We start from the raw sequence: 18,825 nt of genomic DNA, 5'->3' as shown, positions 1-18,825 counted from the left end.
CCCTTTAACTTCTTAATCTATAAACATCAATAATGCCTTTTAACTTACGTATCTTCTTCATTAAATCCTTAAGCTGCTCAATAGAATCTATTTTCACTTTAATACTTATAAATGCTAAATTCCCCTTAGTAGACTTTGCATTTAGTCCATTAAGTGATATTTTAGCTTCATTAATTATAGTCATAATATCTGTTAATATTCCCATCCTATCTTCAGCTTTAACTTCAATCTCTGTTATATAACCTACCCCTTGAGAATTTCCCCAAGAAACTTCTATAGTTTTTTCTCCATCATTTTCAATAAGAGATTTTAAATTATTACAATCTCTTCTATGAACAGATACTCCTCTACCCTTGGTGATATATCCCAATATATCATCTCCAGGTACTGGATTACAACACTTTGCAAATCTAACCATTAAGTTATCTAATCCCTTAACAGTTATACCATAAGTATTTTCTTTTTTACTTCTTTGATTCTTTGCTATATGCTCATCAATAGTCTTTTGTATCTCTGCTTCTTTATTCTTATCGTCTTTTACTAAATTCTCTTCTTTTAATCTAGCAATATATGATGAAGCTGTTATAGCTCCTAGTCCTATTAGTGCATATAAATCTTCCAAATTATTTATATTATATCTCTTTGCAAACTTATCGTAACTCTCGCCTTTAGCTATTTCATTATATACAACGCCTTGCTTTTTAAGTTCTTTTTCGAATATCTCTTTACCTTTTGTTATATTCTCTTCTTTCTTAGCCTTCTTAAACCAAGCTCTTATCTTACTTTTAGCTTGATTGCTTTTAGCTATACTTAGCCAATCCATGTTAGGTCCTTTAGCATTATTAGAAGTTAGGATTTCAACTATTTCACCTGTTTTAAGCTTATAATCTAATGGTACAATTTTACCATTTACTTTAGCTCCCACACACTTATTACCTATATCAGTATGAATTCTATAGGCAAAATCTATTGGTGTTGCTCCATTAGGTAAATCTATTACAACTCCCTTAGGCGTAAATAAAAATATCTCGTCCGTAAATAAATTTATTTTAAATCCTTCTATAAACTCCTCCGCATCCGACGTTTCCTTTTGCCACTCTAACATGTCTCTAAGCCAAGCAAGCTTGTTTTCAAAATTCTTTTCTTTCCCTTCTCCTGATGCATCGCCTTCTTTATACTTCCAGTGTGCAGCTATACCATATTCAGCTGTTCTATGCATTTCAAAAGTTCTAATTTGAATTTCAAAAGTTTTACCTTGAGGCCCTATAACTGTCGTATGTAAAGATTGATACATATTTGGCTTAGGCATAGCTATATAATCTTTAAATCTGCCTGGAATTGGTTTATAAATGGTATGTACAATTCCTAAAACCTCATAACAATCCTTTACTGTATTAACCAGTACTCTTATCGCAGTTAAGTCAAATATTTGTTCTATATTTTTATTTTTAGTAATCATTTTCTTATAAATACTATAAAAATGTTTAGGTCTACCATCAATATCTGCATCAATTCCAGAGTTCTCAAACTTAACGTGCAAATCATCTATAATAGTAGAAATATATGTTTCTCTTTCTACTCTCTTTTCAGCTATTTGTTTAACAAGGTCATAATACTCATCTTCATGTAAATATCTTAAACAAAGATCTTCTAATTCCCATTTGATTTTTGATATACCAAGTCTATGGGCCAGAGGTGCATAAATATCTAAAGTTTCCCTTGCTTTCTGTTTCTGTTTCTCCTTTGTCATATACTTAAGAGTTCTCATGTTATGTAATCTGTCAGCTAATTTTATAATAATTACTCTGATATCATTAGCCATTGCAAGCAACATCTTTCTAAAATTATCAGCCTGTTGCTCTTCCTTTGACTTATACTCCATCTTAGTTATTTTTGTAACTCCGCTAACTAAATTCGCAATTTCTTCATTAAATATTTTCTTTATATCTTCATATGTATAATCTGTATCTTCAATAACATCATGAAGTAACCCTGCTACTATGGTACTTGTGTCCATTCCCAACTCTGCTAATATAGTTGCAACATCTATTGGGTGTATAATATATGGTTCTCCAGACTCTCTCTTTTGTCCTTTATGAGCTTCATCAGCAAGCTTAAAAGCTTTGATTACTAAATCTATATCAACATTTGTACAATTTTCTTTAATCTTATTTATTAATACTTCAATCATTAGCTATTTACTCCTTTAGATTACCTCAAAATCCTAAAGTCAAAGGCTGGTTAATTAACCAGCCCTTATCATTCTAATTATATATTAAAATTTAGGGTTTTACAATAGAATTAAATATCATATTGAACTAATGACATTACTTCATACCCTTTAAGTTTATCTCTTCCATGTAACTCTGTTAACTCTATTGCAAAGTCTAATGAAACAACTTCTCCACCTACTTGTTCTACAAGTTTAGCTACTGCTTCTATAGTACCTCCTGTAGCAAGTAAATCATCAACTATTGCAACTCTTTGCCCTTTTTTTATTGCATCTTTGTGTATTTCTAATACATCTACACCATATTCTAATGCATAATCCACTGAAACTGTTTCAGCTGGTAATTTACCTTTTTTTCTTACTGGAACAAAACCAACACCTAAAGCATATGCAACAGGCACTCCGAAAATAAATCCTCTAGCTTCAGGCCCTAATATAACATCAACATTTTTATCTTTTAAATGTTCAACAATTAAGTCAATCGACTCCTTAAATGCTTCTCCATCTCCAATTAAAGTCGTGATATCTTTAAAACTAATGCCTTCTTTAGGGAATCCTTCAACTATTCTAATTTTATCTTTTAAATTCATATTAACTCCTCCATGAATTTTATTATTACCTTAATTATACATTTTCTTTAGACTTATTCAAATACTTTGTAATCTGTTCTGCTCTTTCTTTTCTATTTGTAATGAGCAATTCAATTATTATTCTTGCATTGTCCATCATCGTTACTACATTTATAGTCGGCGTTATAATCTTTATAATTTGCTTTATGTCATCATCATTCATCTCAGTAATATTATACGCATCTTTTATAGCTCTTAGTCCATAATTATTCGTATTAGTTAAGAACTTTTTACCTTCTTTCAATATGACACCATTTTCGCCCTTAAGAGGAACATTTGCTGACTGCTCACCAATAAGTATTAAATCTAGATACTTATTTATACTCTTTATGTTATAATATATTGCTATTGCCTGCATTAGTTTAAATACTAATCCACTTATAGACAAATTCTTATATCTATATTGACACCCTTTTTGATTAGGGTTTATGTATATGTACTCGCATTTTGTTTTTAGGTCTTTGTTTTCTAAGACCATTAAATCTATGTTTAACTTTTTACAAAGCTCTTCTTCTTCTTTCGACTTTAACCCAATACCTAAAGTGATAAGTACTTCAGCACCTAAAAAATGAACATTATTAATAATGTCCTTTGATGTTATACTCGAATCACCTGACGAATCATCGTGAACTACATATTCAATATCTGCATTTAAATATTTCAAAACCAGTATTAGGGATGAAATAGCACATAATCCATCTACATTAGGTATCCCATAAACCACTATTTTTTCTCTATTATTAATTGCAGATACCATTCGCTCAATAGCTCTATTCATATCCTTAAGTATAAAGGGATTATATCCAGTTATGTAATTTGGACTATATATACTTTCCCAAAACTTACGCATTTTAAACTCCTCCATAAAAATAAGAAAACATCTATATTATAATTTAAATTTATACATATTACAAATGTTTTCTAATAAAAAAGTCTAATTATTCTAAAGTTTTCTCTCTTTCTCCATACAAAAAGGAATTAACTTAAGTTAATTCCTTCTTATTTTCCCTAATTATGCAACTTTTCCTCTTTTATTTTTATGTTTATTTCCATCTCTTAGTTTAACCCATATTGGTGATGCTATAAAAATTGAAGAGTATGCTCCAGCTGTTATACCGATTAAAAGAGGGAATGAAAACTCTCTTACTGTTGGTACGAATAAATTTACAGCTCCTATAGCGAATAATGTAGTTATAGTAGTCTTAATTGATCTTCCTAATGTTTGAGATATACTCTTATCTGCAATTTCAGCTGATGTAGCTCTTCTCATTGTTTTAGTATTTTCTCTGATTCTATCAAATATTACTATTGTATCATTCATAGAATATCCTACCACAGTTAATATCGCTGCAATAAACGGAGTATTAACAGGTATATTAAATATAGCATACACAGATATAGTAATTAACACATCATGTAATAATGCAATTACTGCTGCAATACCATAATCCATTTTAAATCTTATAGCTAAATAAATAAGCATTGCTATACAAGCAACAAATAATGCTATTATCGAATTTCTTGTTAACTCTCTTCCAACACTAGCTCCTACTTGAGTTTGTGATAATAGTGCTGTATCTTCTAATGAATAAGTTTCTTTTAACTTATCAAAAAGTTCTGTTGTTTTTGTTTCATCTAAATCTCTATCTTTTATTTCATATTGAGTATCTTCTACAGTTTTAGTTACAGCATCTGGTACAATTGCCTTAACTACTTCATCTACTTCTGGTTTATTATATTCTTTTCCAAAGTCAATAACTAACTTTGTACCACCTTTAAAATCTATACCGAAATTTAACCCTTTAGTTAACATAAATCCTAAACCAACTACTATTACTATAAGGGATATTGAAAACCAAATTTTAGATTTTTCTACTATCTTTGTCATCTTTTTACCCCCTCTTAACCTTAAAATGCCATGGTTTGCTTAACATCCCCATATTTATGGCCCATTCTGTTAACTTCCTAGTTACAAAAATTGCTGTAAACATACTTAACACTATACCTATCATCAATGTAACAGCGAATCCTTTTACAGGCCCTGTTCCCATGAAGTAAAGAACTAATGCTGCAATAACAGTTGTAACGTTAGAGTCAATAATAGATGTTAATGCATTGTGGAATCCTGATTTTACAGCACTCTTAGCTGAAATACCTTTAGCCATTTCTTCTTTTATTCTTTCAAATATTAATACATTGGCATCAACTGCTAAACCTATAGTTAATAAGAATCCAGCAATACCAGGTAATGTAAGTGTTACATTCGCCTCTACAAATACTATTAACACTAAAGTTGTATATAGTGTTAATGCTATTGAAGCTATTACTCCTAACATTCTATAGTTTAATATCATAAATATAAATATTAATAAAATACCAACTGCTCCTGCTTTCATAGCATTAGGCATAGCTTCTGCTCCTAATTGAGCTCCTACATTTTCAATTGAAGCAACTTTTAAAGTTACTGGAAGCGCTCCTGAATTTATAAGTCCTGCTAAATTTTTAGCTTCATCTATAGTCTTACTACCAGATATCACAGCTTCTCCACCTGATATTACTGATTCAACTACTGGACTAGATATTAAATCTTCATCCATATAAATTGAAATTGTTTTATTTAAATTCTTTTCTGTAGCTTCAGCAAACTTTTGTTTACCTTCTTCATTTAATTTTAATGATACAACTGGCTTACCTGTAGTACTATCTGTCATAACGCTTGCTTCTTCTACATCCTTACCATTAAGAACTTCATTGCCTTCTGAATCTTTAAAGGTTAGGTTACCTGTTTTTTGTAGTGATTCAACTATTTCTTTAGAGTCTACTTGTCCTGGAATATCTACTCTTATTCTTCTATCACCTTCAACAGTAACTGTTGTTTCTGCAACTCCAAGTTTATTAACTCTTAAATCTAACAGTTGTTTTGTCTTTTCTAGGTTATTATCTAAATCTTCTTTAGATAAGTTTTCATCTGTTATCTCCATTAATACAGAAACTCCACCTTGAAGATCCAAACCTTTAGTAATTGCTTTATCGAAAGATTTAAATTCCCATCCTCCAATTTCAACACCTTTAAAACCAGCAAAACTTAATGATATTATAATAATAACGGCTAATATAAATAGTGTCGCACTTCTACCTTTTTTCATTTTCTTCCCCCTCTTTACGTTTTCATATCACATTAATTATATTATGTATATGACTTAATATCAAGTTTGTTGTAATCTTTAATACCAAGTATACCAATTAAATCCTTGAATAACATCATATTTTCTAATTTTATAGATAAAATTCACTTTTTATCTTATTTATTGCTATTTTTATAATATAACCACTACCGAATAGTGCCATTTTTTAAATAAATACTAGTACTTATAATTGCTCTATAAACTGCCAACATATTATAAACTTCTTTTATACACTTTATACTTCCTGTATCTAGAACTAATTTTACTATACATACTAAATATTATTTATTATCACTTTATATTTCTTATTATCATTTTAAATTGTTTAAACTTGTTTTTAATCGTTATTTCATTTAAAATACTATTTAGATAGGAGGAGTTAAATTGTTTGCAGAAGAGAGATTAGATCAAATATTAAATATATTGAATTCAGAAGGAAAGATTAAAGTAAAAAATCTTAGCCAGCATTTTAATGTTACTGAAGATTGTATAAGAAAAGATTTGAAACACCTTGAAAATCTAGGCCATTTAAAAAGAACTTATGGTGGTGCTATAAAAGTTCGTCAATCAACAACTCAATACGACACAATCGAGCGTAGCAAAACAGATGTTTCTATTAAAAGCAAAATAGCCGAGAAAGCTTTTAATTTAATTAAAGATAGGGAAACTATTTTTTTAGATTTATCCACTATAAATATGCTTATTGCAAAATTGTTATCTCAAAGTAATAAAAGAGTTACTGTAGTAACAAATATGTTAGATATTATAAATATATTATCTTCAACTGAAAATAATGTTACAGTAATAGCTACAGGTGGTCTTTTAAACAAAAGCCTAAATGGATTTGCTGGTGCTACGGCTATAAGTTTCATAGAAAAATATAAATTTGATATTTCTTTTATAGGTAGTTGTGGTATCGATGTTTTTGATAAAAGTATTACTACTTTTGAAATAGAAGACGGATTAACTAAAACCGCTATTATAAAGTCTAGCAAAAAAGCTTTTTTAGTTATGCAACAAACTAAATTTAATACTGATGGCAACTTTAAGTTCTCAAATATCGAATCTATAAACGGTATTATAACTGATTCATTACCTTCTATAGATATTGTAGATATATTGCATGAAAATAATATTATAATTTTGTAAAATAACATTCTTTTCAAAAAATGAAATTGGCATTTACTTTTCAATGCTATAATATTTTATGGTATATTATTAAACTTTTGGAGGAATACTATGAAACTTTTAGCTTGTGATTTAGATGGAACTTTAGTTGAAACCGAGAAAAATTTTATAAGGAAAGATAATATAGAAGCTATAAAAAAACTTAGAAAAGAAGGCCATAAATTTATTGTTTCTACAGGAAGAGATATAAAAGGTATTAAATCAATTTTTAAAGACAACAAAGAAATAGAATTTGATTACTTAGTACTTTGTAATGGCGCTCTTATATTAGATAATAATTTTAATCAAATATATAAAAATACTTTGCCTCATAATGTTGTAAAATCTGTTTATGATGATATTTATAAAAATAATAGCCATAAAGATGCTGCAATGTATGTAACTTATGAAAATACCAGTTCTATATTTTACACCGGTTGCAATAAGGAATTTAAAGATTTCCTAGGAACTTTTGAAAATATCAACAACGAAGATGAAGTATTTTCAAAAGAAAGAGAATATAATTTAATAAGTATATTTTCTAAATCAAGCAACAATGATAATGCCGAAAAATTAAAAGAACAGTTATTAGATACTTTCGGCGAGTCTTATGGAATATTTAGAAATCAAGCATTTGTTGATATGGTTGGGAAAGATTGCAGTAAAGGTTCTGGCTTAAAGAAGATAATCGAAATAGAAAATTGGGATGCAAATAATTTGTATACCATAGGTGATTCCTATAACGATATATCTATGTTTAATATAACAGATAATAGTTTCACTTTTAATCATGTAGAAGATGGTGTAAAAGCACATGCTAATCATACTGTAGATTTTGTTCACGAATGCATTGACATAATTTTAAATTCTTAATTATAAATGGACCGGAATATCCGGTCCATTTTCTATATTCTAGCTTTTAAACTCCTTTAAAAGATCTGCAAATGGATTATTTATATCCTCTTCAGCTTCTTTTTTCATTTTTTTCATTATATTATTAACTTCTCTTTTATTAACTTTATCAGATTTCGAACCAAATCTTTTATTAAATACTGAAGCTTTTTCTCTAAAACTGCAATTTGTATTTGGACAAACGTAAATTTGACCTTCTCCTTGTCCTCTTAACTCTAATTTTTTCTTACACTCAGGACATCTAGCATTTGTAGTTCTACTTACATTCTCTCTATAACCACACGCTCTATCTTGACAAACATTCATAGTTCCATTTTTTCCTTTAACCTCTAAAAGATATTTTCCACAATTAGGACATTTCTTACCTGTTTTATTATCATGAACGAATTTACTATTATCACTTTTTACATCTTCTACCAAAGCTGTAGAATAATTTTTCATTTCTCTTATAAACTCATGTGCATCAGATTTACCCTTGCTTATCTCATCTAGCTTCTTCTCCCACTTTGCAGTTAAAATTGGCGATTTCAATTCATTTGGCACTAATTCTATTAATTGTTTTCCCTTAGATGTTGGATAAATTTCCTTTCCTCTCTTTTCTATTACAAAAGAATTAAATAGCTTTTCAATAATATCAGCTCGAGTTGCTACGGTACCAAGTCCCCCTGTCTCATTAAGAGTTTTCGCCTCTTCACCACTTACATTTACAAATCTTTGTGGATTTTCCATAGCAGACAATAATGTAGCTTCTGTAAATCTTGACGGTGGTTTTGTTTGTCCTTTTTTAATATTAGCTTTGGTAATAGTTATTTTATCTTTTATATTAATTTTAGGTAAAACTTGTTCTTTTATATCCTCCCCATGTTCTTCATCAATTAATTCCTTATCATATACCCTTTTCCATCCTTTAGCTTTTATAATTTTACCTTTAGCTATTAGTCTTTCTCCGTTTACTTTTGCTTCAATTGTTGTTTGAGTATATTCAAATGGCGGTAACATTACACTTAAAAATCTTTTAACTACTAAATCATATACCTTTCTTTCTTCTGAACTTAAATTTGAAAGATTAGGTTTTTCCTCAGTTGGTATTATAGCATGGTGATCACTTACTTTAGAATTGTCTACAAATCCTTTATGTGCATTTATTTTGCTCTTCATTAACTCTTGTGCTACTATTCTATACTCACCGATAGCAACAGAATTTAACCTATCCTTTAAAGTAGGAACTATATCTGTAGAAATATATCTTGAGTCTGTTCTCGGATAAGTTAAAATCTTATGATTTTCATATAACCTCTGCATTATTGAAAGTGTTTGTTTAGCTGAGAAGCCCCATAATTTATTACAATCTCTTTGAAGTTCTGTTAAATCATATAATGCCGGTGAAAATTGTTTTTTATCCTTCTCTATTATATTAGTTATCTCACCAATGCGATTATTTATATTTAAAAATACCTTATTAGCATATTCCTCATCAAAAATTCTTCCATTATTATCATTATTAACCCAATTCAAAGTTATCCCATCAGAATTACCTTCAATTGTAAAATAATCCTTTGGTTTAAAATTCTTAATTTCTTCTTCTCTATTAACTATCATTGCAAGTGTTGGTGATTGAACTCTTCCTGCTGAAAGCTGTGCATTATACTTACAAGTTAAAGCTCTAGTTACATTTAATCCTACAAGCCAATCAGCTTCAGCTCTGCAAACTGCAGCCTTATAAAGATTCTCATATTCTTTACCTGGCTTCAAGTTATTAAACCCTTCTAATATAGCCTTAGTAGTTTGTGATGAGATCCACAATCTCTTAATTGGCTTTCTTACTCCAGCTTTCTCTATTATCCATCTTGCAACTAATTCTCCTTCTCTTCCAGCATCAGTTGCAATAACTATTTCTGAAACATCTTCTCTATTCATTAATTTTTTTACTTCATTATATTGCTTTCCAGTCTTTTTAAGCACAGTAAGCTTCATATGCTTAGGCAACATAGGCAATGTTTCCATAGCCCATTTCTTATATTTCTCATCGTATCCTTCTGGATCCATAAGGCCAACTAAATGTCCCATAGCCCAAGTTACTATATATTTATTTCCTTCTATATATGAACCTTTATTTTGATTCAATTTTAATACTTTTGCTATATCTCTTCCTACAGATGGTTTTTCTGCTAAAACTAGTATTTTGCTCATATTATCTCCTTTTCTCTTAGGAATTTTATTATATTATATCATACTTTGCAGTAAATCATATTTATATTATATATAAAGAAAATTTACTTGGAGGTTATAAAATAAAAATTTCTCACTTGAATTTAAAGAACAGCATAAATTATATAAAAATAATATAGGTGAATATAATGAAAAAATTTATAATTATTACATTATCAATTATTATTATTTTCTTACTTGGATTAAATATTTATATAGTATCAAGTAATGATTCTATTTCTTCAAGTGTAGATAATTTACAATCACGAAAATCTGAAATAGATTCTCTGAATAGTTACAGTACAAATATAATTAATTTAGCTCATATTCAAAAATCTTTTCTATTAACCGGTAGCGAAAACTTTAAAAATCAGTATTCAACTTCTTTAGAATCTGCATATAACACTCTCGACGAACTTTTGTCTAATAGTACTATAACAAACTCCGACAAAGTAGAAATCATTAATTATTTAAACGACTACGAAAATATAAATAATGACTTTTTTGAAAACCCACCTACTCTACCTTTATCTCAAGAATTAGAGGATAAAGTTTTGAAAAGTGATGAAATCCAAAATAATATACTTGGTAAACTAAGTACTATTATTGCTGCTAAAACTGATTCAACATCTAAAACGTCTTCAAATATAAGCAATTCTATATCATCTCAAAACAACATAGTAAAAGTTTTAAGTAGCTTTTTTACACTCGTCATTTCTGGACCTATTTATTATTTCATAAAGAAATATAAGAATGGCGAGATTACTTTTAACAATATAATAGATACTATAAATGAAGGCGAAAAAATAGTAGATAAATATTCTAATGTCCTAACTTATATAAATATTACTGAAAAAATTAACTCTCAACTTGAAAAAGATTGGCAGGAAGTATATAACTTAGTTACATCTCTACAAAGTTCTATTTCTAATATACGGTCTCAATTATTAAAATTACAACAAAGCGATTCTTACACTTTTAAAGAAAAACTTGAAGAAATAGAAATTCAAGTTTTAGAAATAAAACTACTTGTAAAGCAACTCCCAAATTACCATCAGTTTATAAGTGACTTATCTAAAAACCTAACCAAATGTACTGAAAATAAAAAATAGGCCATATCTCGGCCTATTTTTTATGCAAAATCTCGCGTAAGATTTCTAACCCACTTACCACTAAAAACTCTAATAACACTTATAATTGACTTAATTATCTCATCACTTTTAACTATAAAAAACACTACAGCTACTGGCCAATTTAAAATAAATGCTGCTATAAAGCCTAAAGGTATAGCTACAACCCACATAAATATAATATCGTTTATTAATACAAATTTAGCATCTCCTCCACCTCTAAGTACTCCCATCATAAGGTTTATTCCTAATGACTGGAATATAACAATTATAGATGTTACAGACATTAAGTCGATTGCTATACTTTTTGTTAACTCTGATACATTGTAAAAATCAACTACAAATGGCTTAATTATTTGAATCACTATAGCTGCCATAATTCCCATTAGCACACTTAATACACCTATTGTTCTTGCGTACTCTCTGGCTTTATCATTTTTACCTTCACCAATAGTATTACCTATAATTACTGCAGTAGCATTTGATAGTCCAAAAATAAATACAGTTACAAAATTAAATACAACATTACTTATACTATTTGCTGCAACTGTTTCAGTTCCAAGTCTACCAATTATTATAGATATCATAGTAGATCCACTAGACCAAAGTAATTCATTAAATAAAACTGGCGTACAATTAGCAATATAATCTTTTAATATTACCTTATCTACTTTTAATAAATGTTTTACTTTTAAATTTATCTTATTTTCAAAGAATACCATGAAGCACATTACAATAGTAAATTCAGTTATCCTTGCAATAACTGTGGCAATAGCTGCACCTTTTACTCCTAATGCCGGAGCTCCAAGCTTTCCAAAAATGAATACCCAATTAAAGAAAGCATTAACTACTAGCGATGCAGTGTACACTACTAGTGATATTCTAACTGTTTTAACCGAGCGTAGTATCATAATCGTACAGTTAGTTATTGCATAAAATATGTATCCTATAGCCACTATCCTTAAATAAGCACTTCCTGCTTCAATAACATTAATATCAGAAGTATAAAGCTTTATAAACATACTCGGAATAAACATTGCTATTCCTATAAAAATTGATGTAATTACAATACATGCTCTATACATTAATGCCAATATTTTATGTATGCTTTTAACATCACCTTTTCCCCAATATTGTGATATTAAAATATTAGATCCCCCAGCTAGTCCAAACATTAAAACCATAAGAATAAAAAATAAATTATTTCCTATAGCGGCTGCTGATAATTGAATTTCTCCTAACGATCCAAGCATCATTGTATCTATCATACCAACTGCAAAGTTTATTAAATTTTGTACAGCAATCGGCAAAGCTATACTCATAATAAGTTTGTAGAAGTTCTTTTCTTTGCTAATCAACATTTCATTTTCCCCTTTAAATAATTTTCTTTAGTTATTATAATACATATCTTAGTATTTTGCTAAGATTTTCTTAAAGTTTATTTTCATATTTTGAAATTTCAAATATACTTTTGTAATAAAATAAAGCCCTTTTAATTTGTAAAAGAGCTTTAACTGTATCTTTCGTTTTTTTAATAGGATCTTCTTAACCTATCCTCTTGTAAATATAAGTTCTGTATCACTACTAAGTTCGTTATTTAATATATAATTATCTTTATCAAATAGTTTAATATCTTCAACATTAGTAATCTTATTTTTTATAATGTAGTTAACTAATAATCCTCTAGCCTTCTTAGCATATGTTCCTACTACTTTATATTCTTCTCCTTTCTTTTCTTTAAATTCAACATTTATCACTTTGTATACTTTATTTATTTCCTTTAAATCAAGTACTTTGCTATACTCATTAGAAGCTATATTTATAAGAACCTTGTCTCCATAAGATTTTTCTATTTCCTCTAAAATAAATTTAGTTAATTTATCTTCCCAATAATTATATAAATTACGGTAAGTCTTAAATTTAATTTTAGTTCCCATTTCTAATCTATATTCCTTTATCATATCTAACGGTCTAATAATTCCATATAACCCTGATAAAATTCTTAAATTACTTTGAGCAAATTCTAAATCTTTTTTATCAAAACTCTCAGAAGCTATTCCTCTATATACTGCCCCATCAAATGCTAACAATGCTTCTTTGCAAGCTATCTCATCAGTAAAAAATTTTTGATATCTATTATAGTTTTCTTCTGCTAACTTTTCTGACATCTTCATAAGTGAAGCTAACTCATCAATATTATATTTATTTAATACTTCCACCAACTCATTTATTTCATTATTAAAAATCGTATTTGAACTATATCCTGCTTTATTTTCTTTAGTAAAATCTAAAGTTTTTGCAGGAGAAATTATCATTAACATAACATCTCTCCCCTAATTTTTTTAATTATATATTATATTAAACAATAACTATTATCAATTATTTTTTTATTTTAAATATGTTTAAAATAAAACTTATAATATACTAATTATATATTATTCAACAGATGTATATGTTTACTTTGATAACTTTTAAAGTTCTTATAACTTATTATAAGTTGAAATTATTTTTGATTGTTTATATACTACTTATATAATAATACTTTATATACTAAGGAGAAATATATGAACTATTCATCTGATTTGCATACACATACTATTGTAAGTGGTCATGCTTACTCAACATTGCTAGAAAATATAGACCATTGCTCTAAAAACGGAATAAAAATCCTTGGAACATCTGAACATGGTCCAAAAATGCCTGGTGCACCACACTATTGGTACTTTGGAAATCTTAAAGCAGTTCCAAGAGTTATAAATAATGTTACTATCTTAAAAGGATGCGAAGCTAATATATTAGATGTCGATGGTAACTTAGACATGCCAAAAGACTTAACTACATGTCTAGATTATATGATAGCTTCTTTTCATGAACCTCTTTTCCCAATGACTTTATCGAAAGAAGAAAAAACATCTGCTATTTTAAATACTTTAGATAAAAATGAAAAAGTGGAAATTTTAGGGCACCTAGGGAATCCTAATTATGTACTAGACTATGAAACAGTAGTAAAAAAAGCAAAAGAAAAAAATATTATGATTGAAATAAATAACAGTTCTCTTATGGGTTCCTCAAGAAAAGGAAGCGATGTAAACTGTGAAAATATAGCTAGACTTTGTAAAAAACATGGTACTAAAGTCATCTTAACTTCAGATGCTCATATAAACACAGCTATATGTAACTTTGAAAAAGGCATAGAATTATTTAAAAAAATAGAGATGCCAGAAGAGCTTATTATGAATGATCCTGATAAACTAATAGCTCATCTAAAATCTAAAGGTAGATTATCTGATTTATAATCATATTTCACCAACTATTATAAATATTAAAAATTATCTTTAATAAAAATGGAGTTACTTACGCAACTCCATTTTTTATTATACTTATATAAGATATAATGTCAGAAGCTTTATTGTATTCTCCAACGCTGTGTAATGGGTTCTTTCCATTCCATGTGATGCATGAACTCCTGGTCCTATTAAAGCTCCTCTTATATTATTTCCTGCTTTTAATGCAGCGCCAACGTCTGAACCATACATTGGATATATATCTACCGCATAGCTAATATTATTTTTCTTAGCTAAATTAACCAAATCTGTCACCATATTATAATCATATGGTCCACCAGAATCTTTTGCACATATTGAAACATCATATTCTGTACAACTTAAATCTTCTCCTATACAGCCCATATCCACTGCAATCATCTCTGTAATATCACTTGGAATATATGATGTTCCATGTCCAACCTCTTCATAGTTTGATATTAATATCTTTGTTTTATATTTAGGCGTAATATTTTCTCTATGGAACATTTCTAATAATGCCATTAATGCCGACACACTGCCCTTATCATCTATAAATCTCGATTTAATAAATCCACTTTCAGTTATAGTAGTTTTAGGATCAATAAATACAAAGTCTCCTGGAGCTATTCCTAATGCTTCAACATCATTCTTATCTTTAACAACTTCATCTATTCTTATTTCCATATTATTAGCATCACGCTTTTTAGTTGTAGCATCTTCATATACATGAGCTGCAGGACTTGTGCTTAAAAAAGTACCATCATAAACTTTACCATCTCTAGTTCTAATCTTACAATACTCACCATCTAAAGTTGGTACAATAGGCCCTCCGATCAAAGTGAATCTTAAAGTACCCGACTTAGTTATTGATCTCACCATAGCACCTAAAGTATCTACATGTGCAGATAACCCGATTACTCTTTCATCACTACTTCCTTCAATAGTTATAATTCCTCCACCTTTGTTGTTTCTTTCGAATTTATAACCAAACTCTCCTACAAGTTCTTCTATCTTATCCATTATCTCAAAACAAAAACCTGTCGGTGAATTAAATTCTAGTATCTTCTTTGCTGTAGATAATAAGTAATCTTTATTAACACTATAATTTGTGCTCATTTACATTTCCTCCCTAGTAATTTATTAAATAATCTCTGATACTACTTCAATACCATTTGATTTCATATTAGATAAAGCAAATAAGTTCATCTCATCACCTGGATGCCCTGGTATATCAAAAGTTTCAACACAATTAGCTGGAACTAATACCCTCTTGCCTAGATTCATTTGATTAAAATATGTCTTTAATGTTAACGTAAATTGAAGTACACATATATCTGTAACACAACCAACAACAATAAAGTTATCTACTTTGTCAATTATTCCATCTAACCACCTTTTAAATTCTGGTGCATGGAATCCATTAGTACTATTTTTCTTTATAATTCTAATAGTTTCATCTTCACTTACAGATTCTTTTAATCCATCTATTAACTCTTCTTCTTTAGTATTTACAATGCAATGTGATGGATAAGCCTTTAATTCCTCTGCATCTTCATTATGTGAATCAACAAAATAAACTTTACTATATCCTTTAGTTTTATTATTTAATTCTAATAGATTAGTAGACATATTTTTAACTCTAGTAGAAGATAAAATTCCTTCTTCTACAAATCCTACAACCATATCTACCACTATTAAAGCTGTGTTTTCTAAAGGTAATGATTTTAATTCTATAGGTAATAGGTTTAACTCTTCTATTATTTCTTTCAAAACTTTTCCCTCCTACTCTTATAATTTTTCCTTATATTATATATAGTACCAAATTATTATTCTAAGTAAAAGCATCTAAATAAAAATAGGAACTGTATAACACAGTTCCTAAAATACCTATCTTATTTTTTATGACATCCACATGATCCTTTAGCTAAGTAATACAAAGTTCTTACAGGAGTACCTGTACCACCTTTTACTATATACTCACTAATAGGCGCTTTTGTGTCTGAAGTTCCTGCTATATCAAGATGAATCCATGGCTTATCTTGTACAAATTCTTTTAAGAACATTCCTGCAACAATTGTACCTGCTCCATTTGGATCTACATTTTTAAGATCTGCTTTTTCTCCTAATATTTGCTTTCTATAATGTTTAAATGTTGGCATTCTCCAGAAAATTTCATCAGTAACATCTGCTGCTCTCATAAAATCATCATAAAAATCTTCGTCATTAGTCATTAATGCAGTTGTATAATTTCCTAAAGCTACTATCGCTGCTCCTGTTAAAGTAGCTAAATCAATAACCTTTGTTGCTCCTTCTTTTTCAATAATATAAGTTATAGCATCTATAAGTGTTAATCTTCCTTCTGCATCAGTATTTAACACCTCTATAGTCTTTCCAGCCATTGATCCAATAATATCTCCAGGTTTATAAGCTTCTCCAGAAACAAGGTTTTCACAAGCTGCAACTACCGCAACTACATTTTTCTTTAATTTATTTTTTGCTATAGCAGACATAGCCCCAATTACTACTGCTGCACCACCCATATCTCCATTCATTCCAACCATAGAGTTAGATGGTTTTAATGAGTATCCACCTGAATCATATGTAAGACCTTTACCTACTAGTCCTAATACCTCGCTATTTTCATTGTCTCCCATATATCTCATAACTATAAGTCTTGGTTTTCTAGAAGATCCCATACCTACAGATAAGAATGCTTTCATTTCTAAGTCTTTACATTCTTTTTCATCAAATACTTGAACTTCAAAACCAGATTCTGCTCCAATTTTGATAGCTTCATCAGCTAAGCTTTCTGGGTACATAGCATTTGCTGGTTCATTTATAAGGTCCCTAGCCTTAATTACACCATCAACTATATTATTAACTTCTTCTAATCTTTCAGTAGCCTTTGATAACTTTTCAGTTGGAACTCCTGAAATATAAACCTCTGGATTATACTGACTTTTTTGTTCTTTATATTTATCAAAACTATAAAGAGCTAGTCTAACTCCTTCAGTTATCCCTTTTATTCTTCCACCCACACATATCTTATCAGTTCTGAAAAACTCTATACCTATTCTTTCTATTTTTAATTCTTTTGCTTTTTTTGCAGCTTTTGCCATTGCATTTCTTAATACTTCTCCATTTAGAAGTTCTTTTTTTCCTAAGCCAACAAATATCTTATATTTTACTTTTTCCTTCAACTCTGTAATGTAGAATATTTCTCCCTCTTTACCTTTAAACGAAGATATCTTTAATATATTATCTAATTCAGCAGAATTATTTTCTCCATCTTCAAAAGTAGGTATTATTAAACCATCAACAAATTCAAATGATACATCTTTGATACTTATATTCATAATTATTCCTCCTTTATTAATTTGCTATGTTTCTTAATATATTACCATCATTTTTAACCATTTTCTAGTAAAAAGTAGTCATTTTTAAAGTTTTTATAAAAAAAACTATCTTTTTTTATCAAATAATGCTTATCTATATATTTATTATGACCTCCATTACTTTCTACTATGCTTATTAAATTCTCACTGAATATATAGTAACAAAAAAGAGCAACCTTAATTACTATTTAATAGTAATTTGGCTACTCATAACTTCTATTCTTCTATTCTTCTATTTTCTTTTCATCAATTCTAGAGTTATATAAAATCCCTAAAATAATTATTATTGCTCCAATTAACTTACTAAAAGATGTCTCAGACATCACAAAAAAATCTATAATTATTCCTGTAATAACTTGTCCAACAAATAATAATAAAGTACTATACACTACAGGTATCTTAGGTATTATTATATTTGATAAATAAACTACACTTACACCTATTGCTCCACCTAAAAAAACATAGAATGGCATCTTTGCAAATGTTTCTGTAGTAACATTTATACTATTTCCTAATACGACTAATACTAAAGTTGAACAAATTAATCCTACAATATAATTTATGCAAGTACTTTGCAGAACTCCAATTTTCTTACCTAAGGATGAATTTACTATCATCGATAATGTAGTTAATATTCCACCTAACATAGCTAAAATAATCATTT

General features: G+C 28.7%; 16 protein-coding genes. 4 read left to right on the top strand and 12 right to left on the bottom strand.

Translation table 11 applies throughout. The annotated features are described in order from the left end of the window. Positions 1 to 4 precede the first annotated feature (4 nt). From H8S10_RS10475 to secD, 5 genes are all read right to left on the bottom strand, one after another. Positions 5 to 2,191 (bottom strand): bifunctional (p)ppGpp synthetase/guanosine-3',5'-bis(diphosphate) 3'-pyrophosphohydrolase, encoded by a 2,187-nt coding sequence (locus H8S10_RS10475; protein WP_055268164.1) that lies wholly within the window; start codon positions 2,189 to 2,191, stop codon positions 5 to 7. A gap of 110 nt (positions 2,192 to 2,301) precedes the next feature. Then, the gene (locus H8S10_RS10470) at positions 2,302 to 2,820 is read right to left on the bottom strand and encodes an adenine phosphoribosyltransferase (RefSeq protein WP_055268166.1); all 519 of its coding nucleotides are present in this window, start codon (positions 2,818 to 2,820) and stop codon (positions 2,302 to 2,304) included. Between the two features lie 34 nt (positions 2,821 to 2,854). Then, positions 2,855 to 3,709, bottom strand: coding sequence for a DHH family phosphoesterase (locus H8S10_RS10465; RefSeq protein ID WP_055268168.1), 855 nt, complete (start codon positions 3,707 to 3,709; stop codon positions 2,855 to 2,857). Between the two features lie 162 nt (positions 3,710 to 3,871). Next, positions 3,872 to 4,747, bottom strand: a complete 876-nt coding sequence (gene secF, locus H8S10_RS10460; RefSeq protein ID WP_055264985.1) for a protein translocase subunit SecF — start codon at positions 4,745 to 4,747, stop codon at positions 3,872 to 3,874. Between the two features lie 4 nt (positions 4,748 to 4,751). Continuing rightward, positions 4,752 to 6,005, bottom strand: coding sequence for a protein translocase subunit SecD (secD, locus tag H8S10_RS10455; RefSeq protein ID WP_055264983.1), 1,254 nt, complete (start codon positions 6,003 to 6,005; stop codon positions 4,752 to 4,754). Between the two features lie 423 nt (positions 6,006 to 6,428). On the opposite strand from secD, the gene H8S10_RS10450 reads away from it, so the two are divergent. Together H8S10_RS10450 and H8S10_RS10445 are read left to right on the top strand one after the other, a co-directional pair. Then, positions 6,429 to 7,193, top strand: coding sequence for a DeoR/GlpR family DNA-binding transcription regulator (locus tag H8S10_RS10450; protein WP_055264981.1), 765 nt, complete (start codon positions 6,429 to 6,431; stop codon positions 7,191 to 7,193). 90 nt (positions 7,194 to 7,283) lie between these two features. Next, complete coding sequence (locus tag H8S10_RS10445) at positions 7,284 to 8,084, top strand: Cof-type HAD-IIB family hydrolase (protein WP_055264979.1); 801 nt, start codon at positions 7,284 to 7,286, stop codon at positions 8,082 to 8,084. Between the two features lie 39 nt (positions 8,085 to 8,123). Here the strand turns inward: H8S10_RS10445 and H8S10_RS10440 are convergent, their stop codons facing one another. After that, on the bottom strand, positions 8,124 to 10,313 hold the full coding sequence (locus H8S10_RS10440; RefSeq protein WP_186838834.1) for a DNA topoisomerase III: 2,190 nt from the start codon (positions 10,311 to 10,313) through the stop codon (positions 8,124 to 8,126). Positions 10,314 to 10,480: 167 nt separating this feature from the next. Here H8S10_RS10440 and H8S10_RS10435 point away from each other — a divergent pair, with 167 nt between their 5' ends. Then, a complete protein-coding gene (locus H8S10_RS10435) occupies positions 10,481 to 11,443 on the top strand; it encodes a hypothetical protein (RefSeq protein ID WP_186838833.1) in 963 nt (320 codons plus the stop codon). Positions 11,444 to 11,463: 20 nt separating this feature from the next. On the opposite strand, the gene H8S10_RS10430 is transcribed toward H8S10_RS10435, so the two are convergent. Next, a complete protein-coding gene (locus tag H8S10_RS10430; RefSeq protein ID WP_186838832.1) occupies positions 11,464 to 12,822 on the bottom strand; it encodes an MATE family efflux transporter in 1,359 nt (452 codons plus the stop codon). Positions 12,823 to 13,011: 189 nt separating this feature from the next. After that, positions 13,012 to 13,782 (bottom strand): peroxide stress protein YaaA, encoded by a 771-nt coding sequence (gene yaaA, locus H8S10_RS10425; RefSeq protein ID WP_055264971.1) that lies wholly within the window; start codon positions 13,780 to 13,782, stop codon positions 13,012 to 13,014. A 243-nt stretch (positions 13,783 to 14,025) separates the two neighbouring features. Here yaaA and H8S10_RS10420 point away from each other — a divergent pair, with 243 nt between their 5' ends. Beyond that, positions 14,026 to 14,757, top strand: a complete 732-nt coding sequence (locus tag H8S10_RS10420) for a phosphatase (protein ID WP_186838831.1) — start codon at positions 14,026 to 14,028, stop codon at positions 14,755 to 14,757. A gap of 84 nt (positions 14,758 to 14,841) precedes the next feature. On the opposite strand, the gene H8S10_RS10415 is transcribed toward H8S10_RS10420, so the two are convergent. The 4 genes from H8S10_RS10415 to H8S10_RS10400 all read right to left on the bottom strand — a co-directional run bounded on the left by H8S10_RS10415 (position 14,842) and on the right by H8S10_RS10400 (position 18,823). After that, a complete protein-coding gene (locus H8S10_RS10415; RefSeq protein ID WP_186838830.1) occupies positions 14,842 to 15,882 on the bottom strand; it encodes a M42 family metallopeptidase in 1,041 nt (346 codons plus the stop codon). 24 nt (positions 15,883 to 15,906) lie between these two features. After that, positions 15,907 to 16,536 carry an isochorismatase family cysteine hydrolase gene (locus H8S10_RS10410; protein WP_186838829.1) on the bottom strand — a complete coding sequence of 210 codons (630 nt, stop codon included), beginning with the start codon at positions 16,534 to 16,536 and terminating at the stop codon, positions 15,907 to 15,909. A gap of 122 nt (positions 16,537 to 16,658) precedes the next feature. Then, a complete protein-coding gene (locus H8S10_RS10405; RefSeq protein ID WP_055264963.1) occupies positions 16,659 to 18,122 on the bottom strand; it encodes a leucyl aminopeptidase in 1,464 nt (487 codons plus the stop codon). 263 nt (positions 18,123 to 18,385) lie between these two features. Beyond that, positions 18,386 to 18,823, bottom strand: coding sequence for a DMT family transporter (locus H8S10_RS10400; RefSeq protein ID WP_186838828.1), 438 nt, complete (start codon positions 18,821 to 18,823; stop codon positions 18,386 to 18,388). Between the last annotated feature and the right edge of the window lie 2 nt (positions 18,824 to 18,825).

Origin of the sequence: Clostridium sp. NSJ-49 (assembly GCF_014287725.1) — a bacterium.
Lineage (GTDB): Bacteria > Bacillota > Clostridia > Clostridiales > Clostridiaceae > Clostridium > Clostridium disporicum_B.
Note: the sequence above shows the minus strand (reverse complement) of the source record. Positions and strands in the feature narration are given on the sequence as shown.

Coding starts and splice junctions, on each gene's coding strand:
- H8S10_RS10475 (WP_055268164.1), bottom strand. CDS start 2,191: ATGATTGAAGTATTAATAAATAAGATTAAAGAAAATTGTACAAATGTT.
- H8S10_RS10470 (WP_055268166.1), bottom strand. CDS start 2,820: ATGAATTTAAAAGATAAAATTAGAATAGTTGAAGGATTCCCTAAAGAA.
- H8S10_RS10465 (WP_055268168.1), bottom strand. CDS start 3,709: ATGCGTAAGTTTTGGGAAAGTATATATAGTCCAAATTACATAACTGGA.
- secF (WP_055264985.1), bottom strand. CDS start 4,747: ATGACAAAGATAGTAGAAAAATCTAAAATTTGGTTTTCAATATCCCTT.
- secD (WP_055264983.1), bottom strand. CDS start 6,005: ATGAAAAAAGGTAGAAGTGCGACACTATTTATATTAGCCGTTATTATT.
- H8S10_RS10445 (WP_055264979.1), top strand. CDS start 7,284: ATGAAACTTTTAGCTTGTGATTTAGATGGAACTTTAGTTGAAACCGAG.
- H8S10_RS10440 (WP_186838834.1), bottom strand. CDS start 10,313: ATGAGCAAAATACTAGTTTTAGCAGAAAAACCATCTGTAGGAAGAGAT.
- H8S10_RS10435 (WP_186838833.1), top strand. CDS start 10,481: ATGAAAAAATTTATAATTATTACATTATCAATTATTATTATTTTCTTA.
- H8S10_RS10430 (WP_186838832.1), bottom strand. CDS start 12,822: ATGTTGATTAGCAAAGAAAAGAACTTCTACAAACTTATTATGAGTATA.
- yaaA (WP_055264971.1), bottom strand. CDS start 13,782: ATGTTAATGATAATTTCTCCTGCAAAAACTTTAGATTTTACTAAAGAA.
- H8S10_RS10420 (WP_186838831.1), top strand. CDS start 14,026: ATGAACTATTCATCTGATTTGCATACACATACTATTGTAAGTGGTCAT.
- H8S10_RS10415 (WP_186838830.1), bottom strand. CDS start 15,882: ATGAGCACAAATTATAGTGTTAATAAAGATTACTTATTATCTACAGCA.
- H8S10_RS10405 (WP_055264963.1), bottom strand. CDS start 18,122: ATGAATATAAGTATCAAAGATGTATCATTTGAATTTGTTGATGGTTTA.
- H8S10_RS10400 (WP_186838828.1), bottom strand. CDS start 18,823: ATGATTATTTTAGCTATGTTAGGTGGAATATTAACTACATTATCGATG.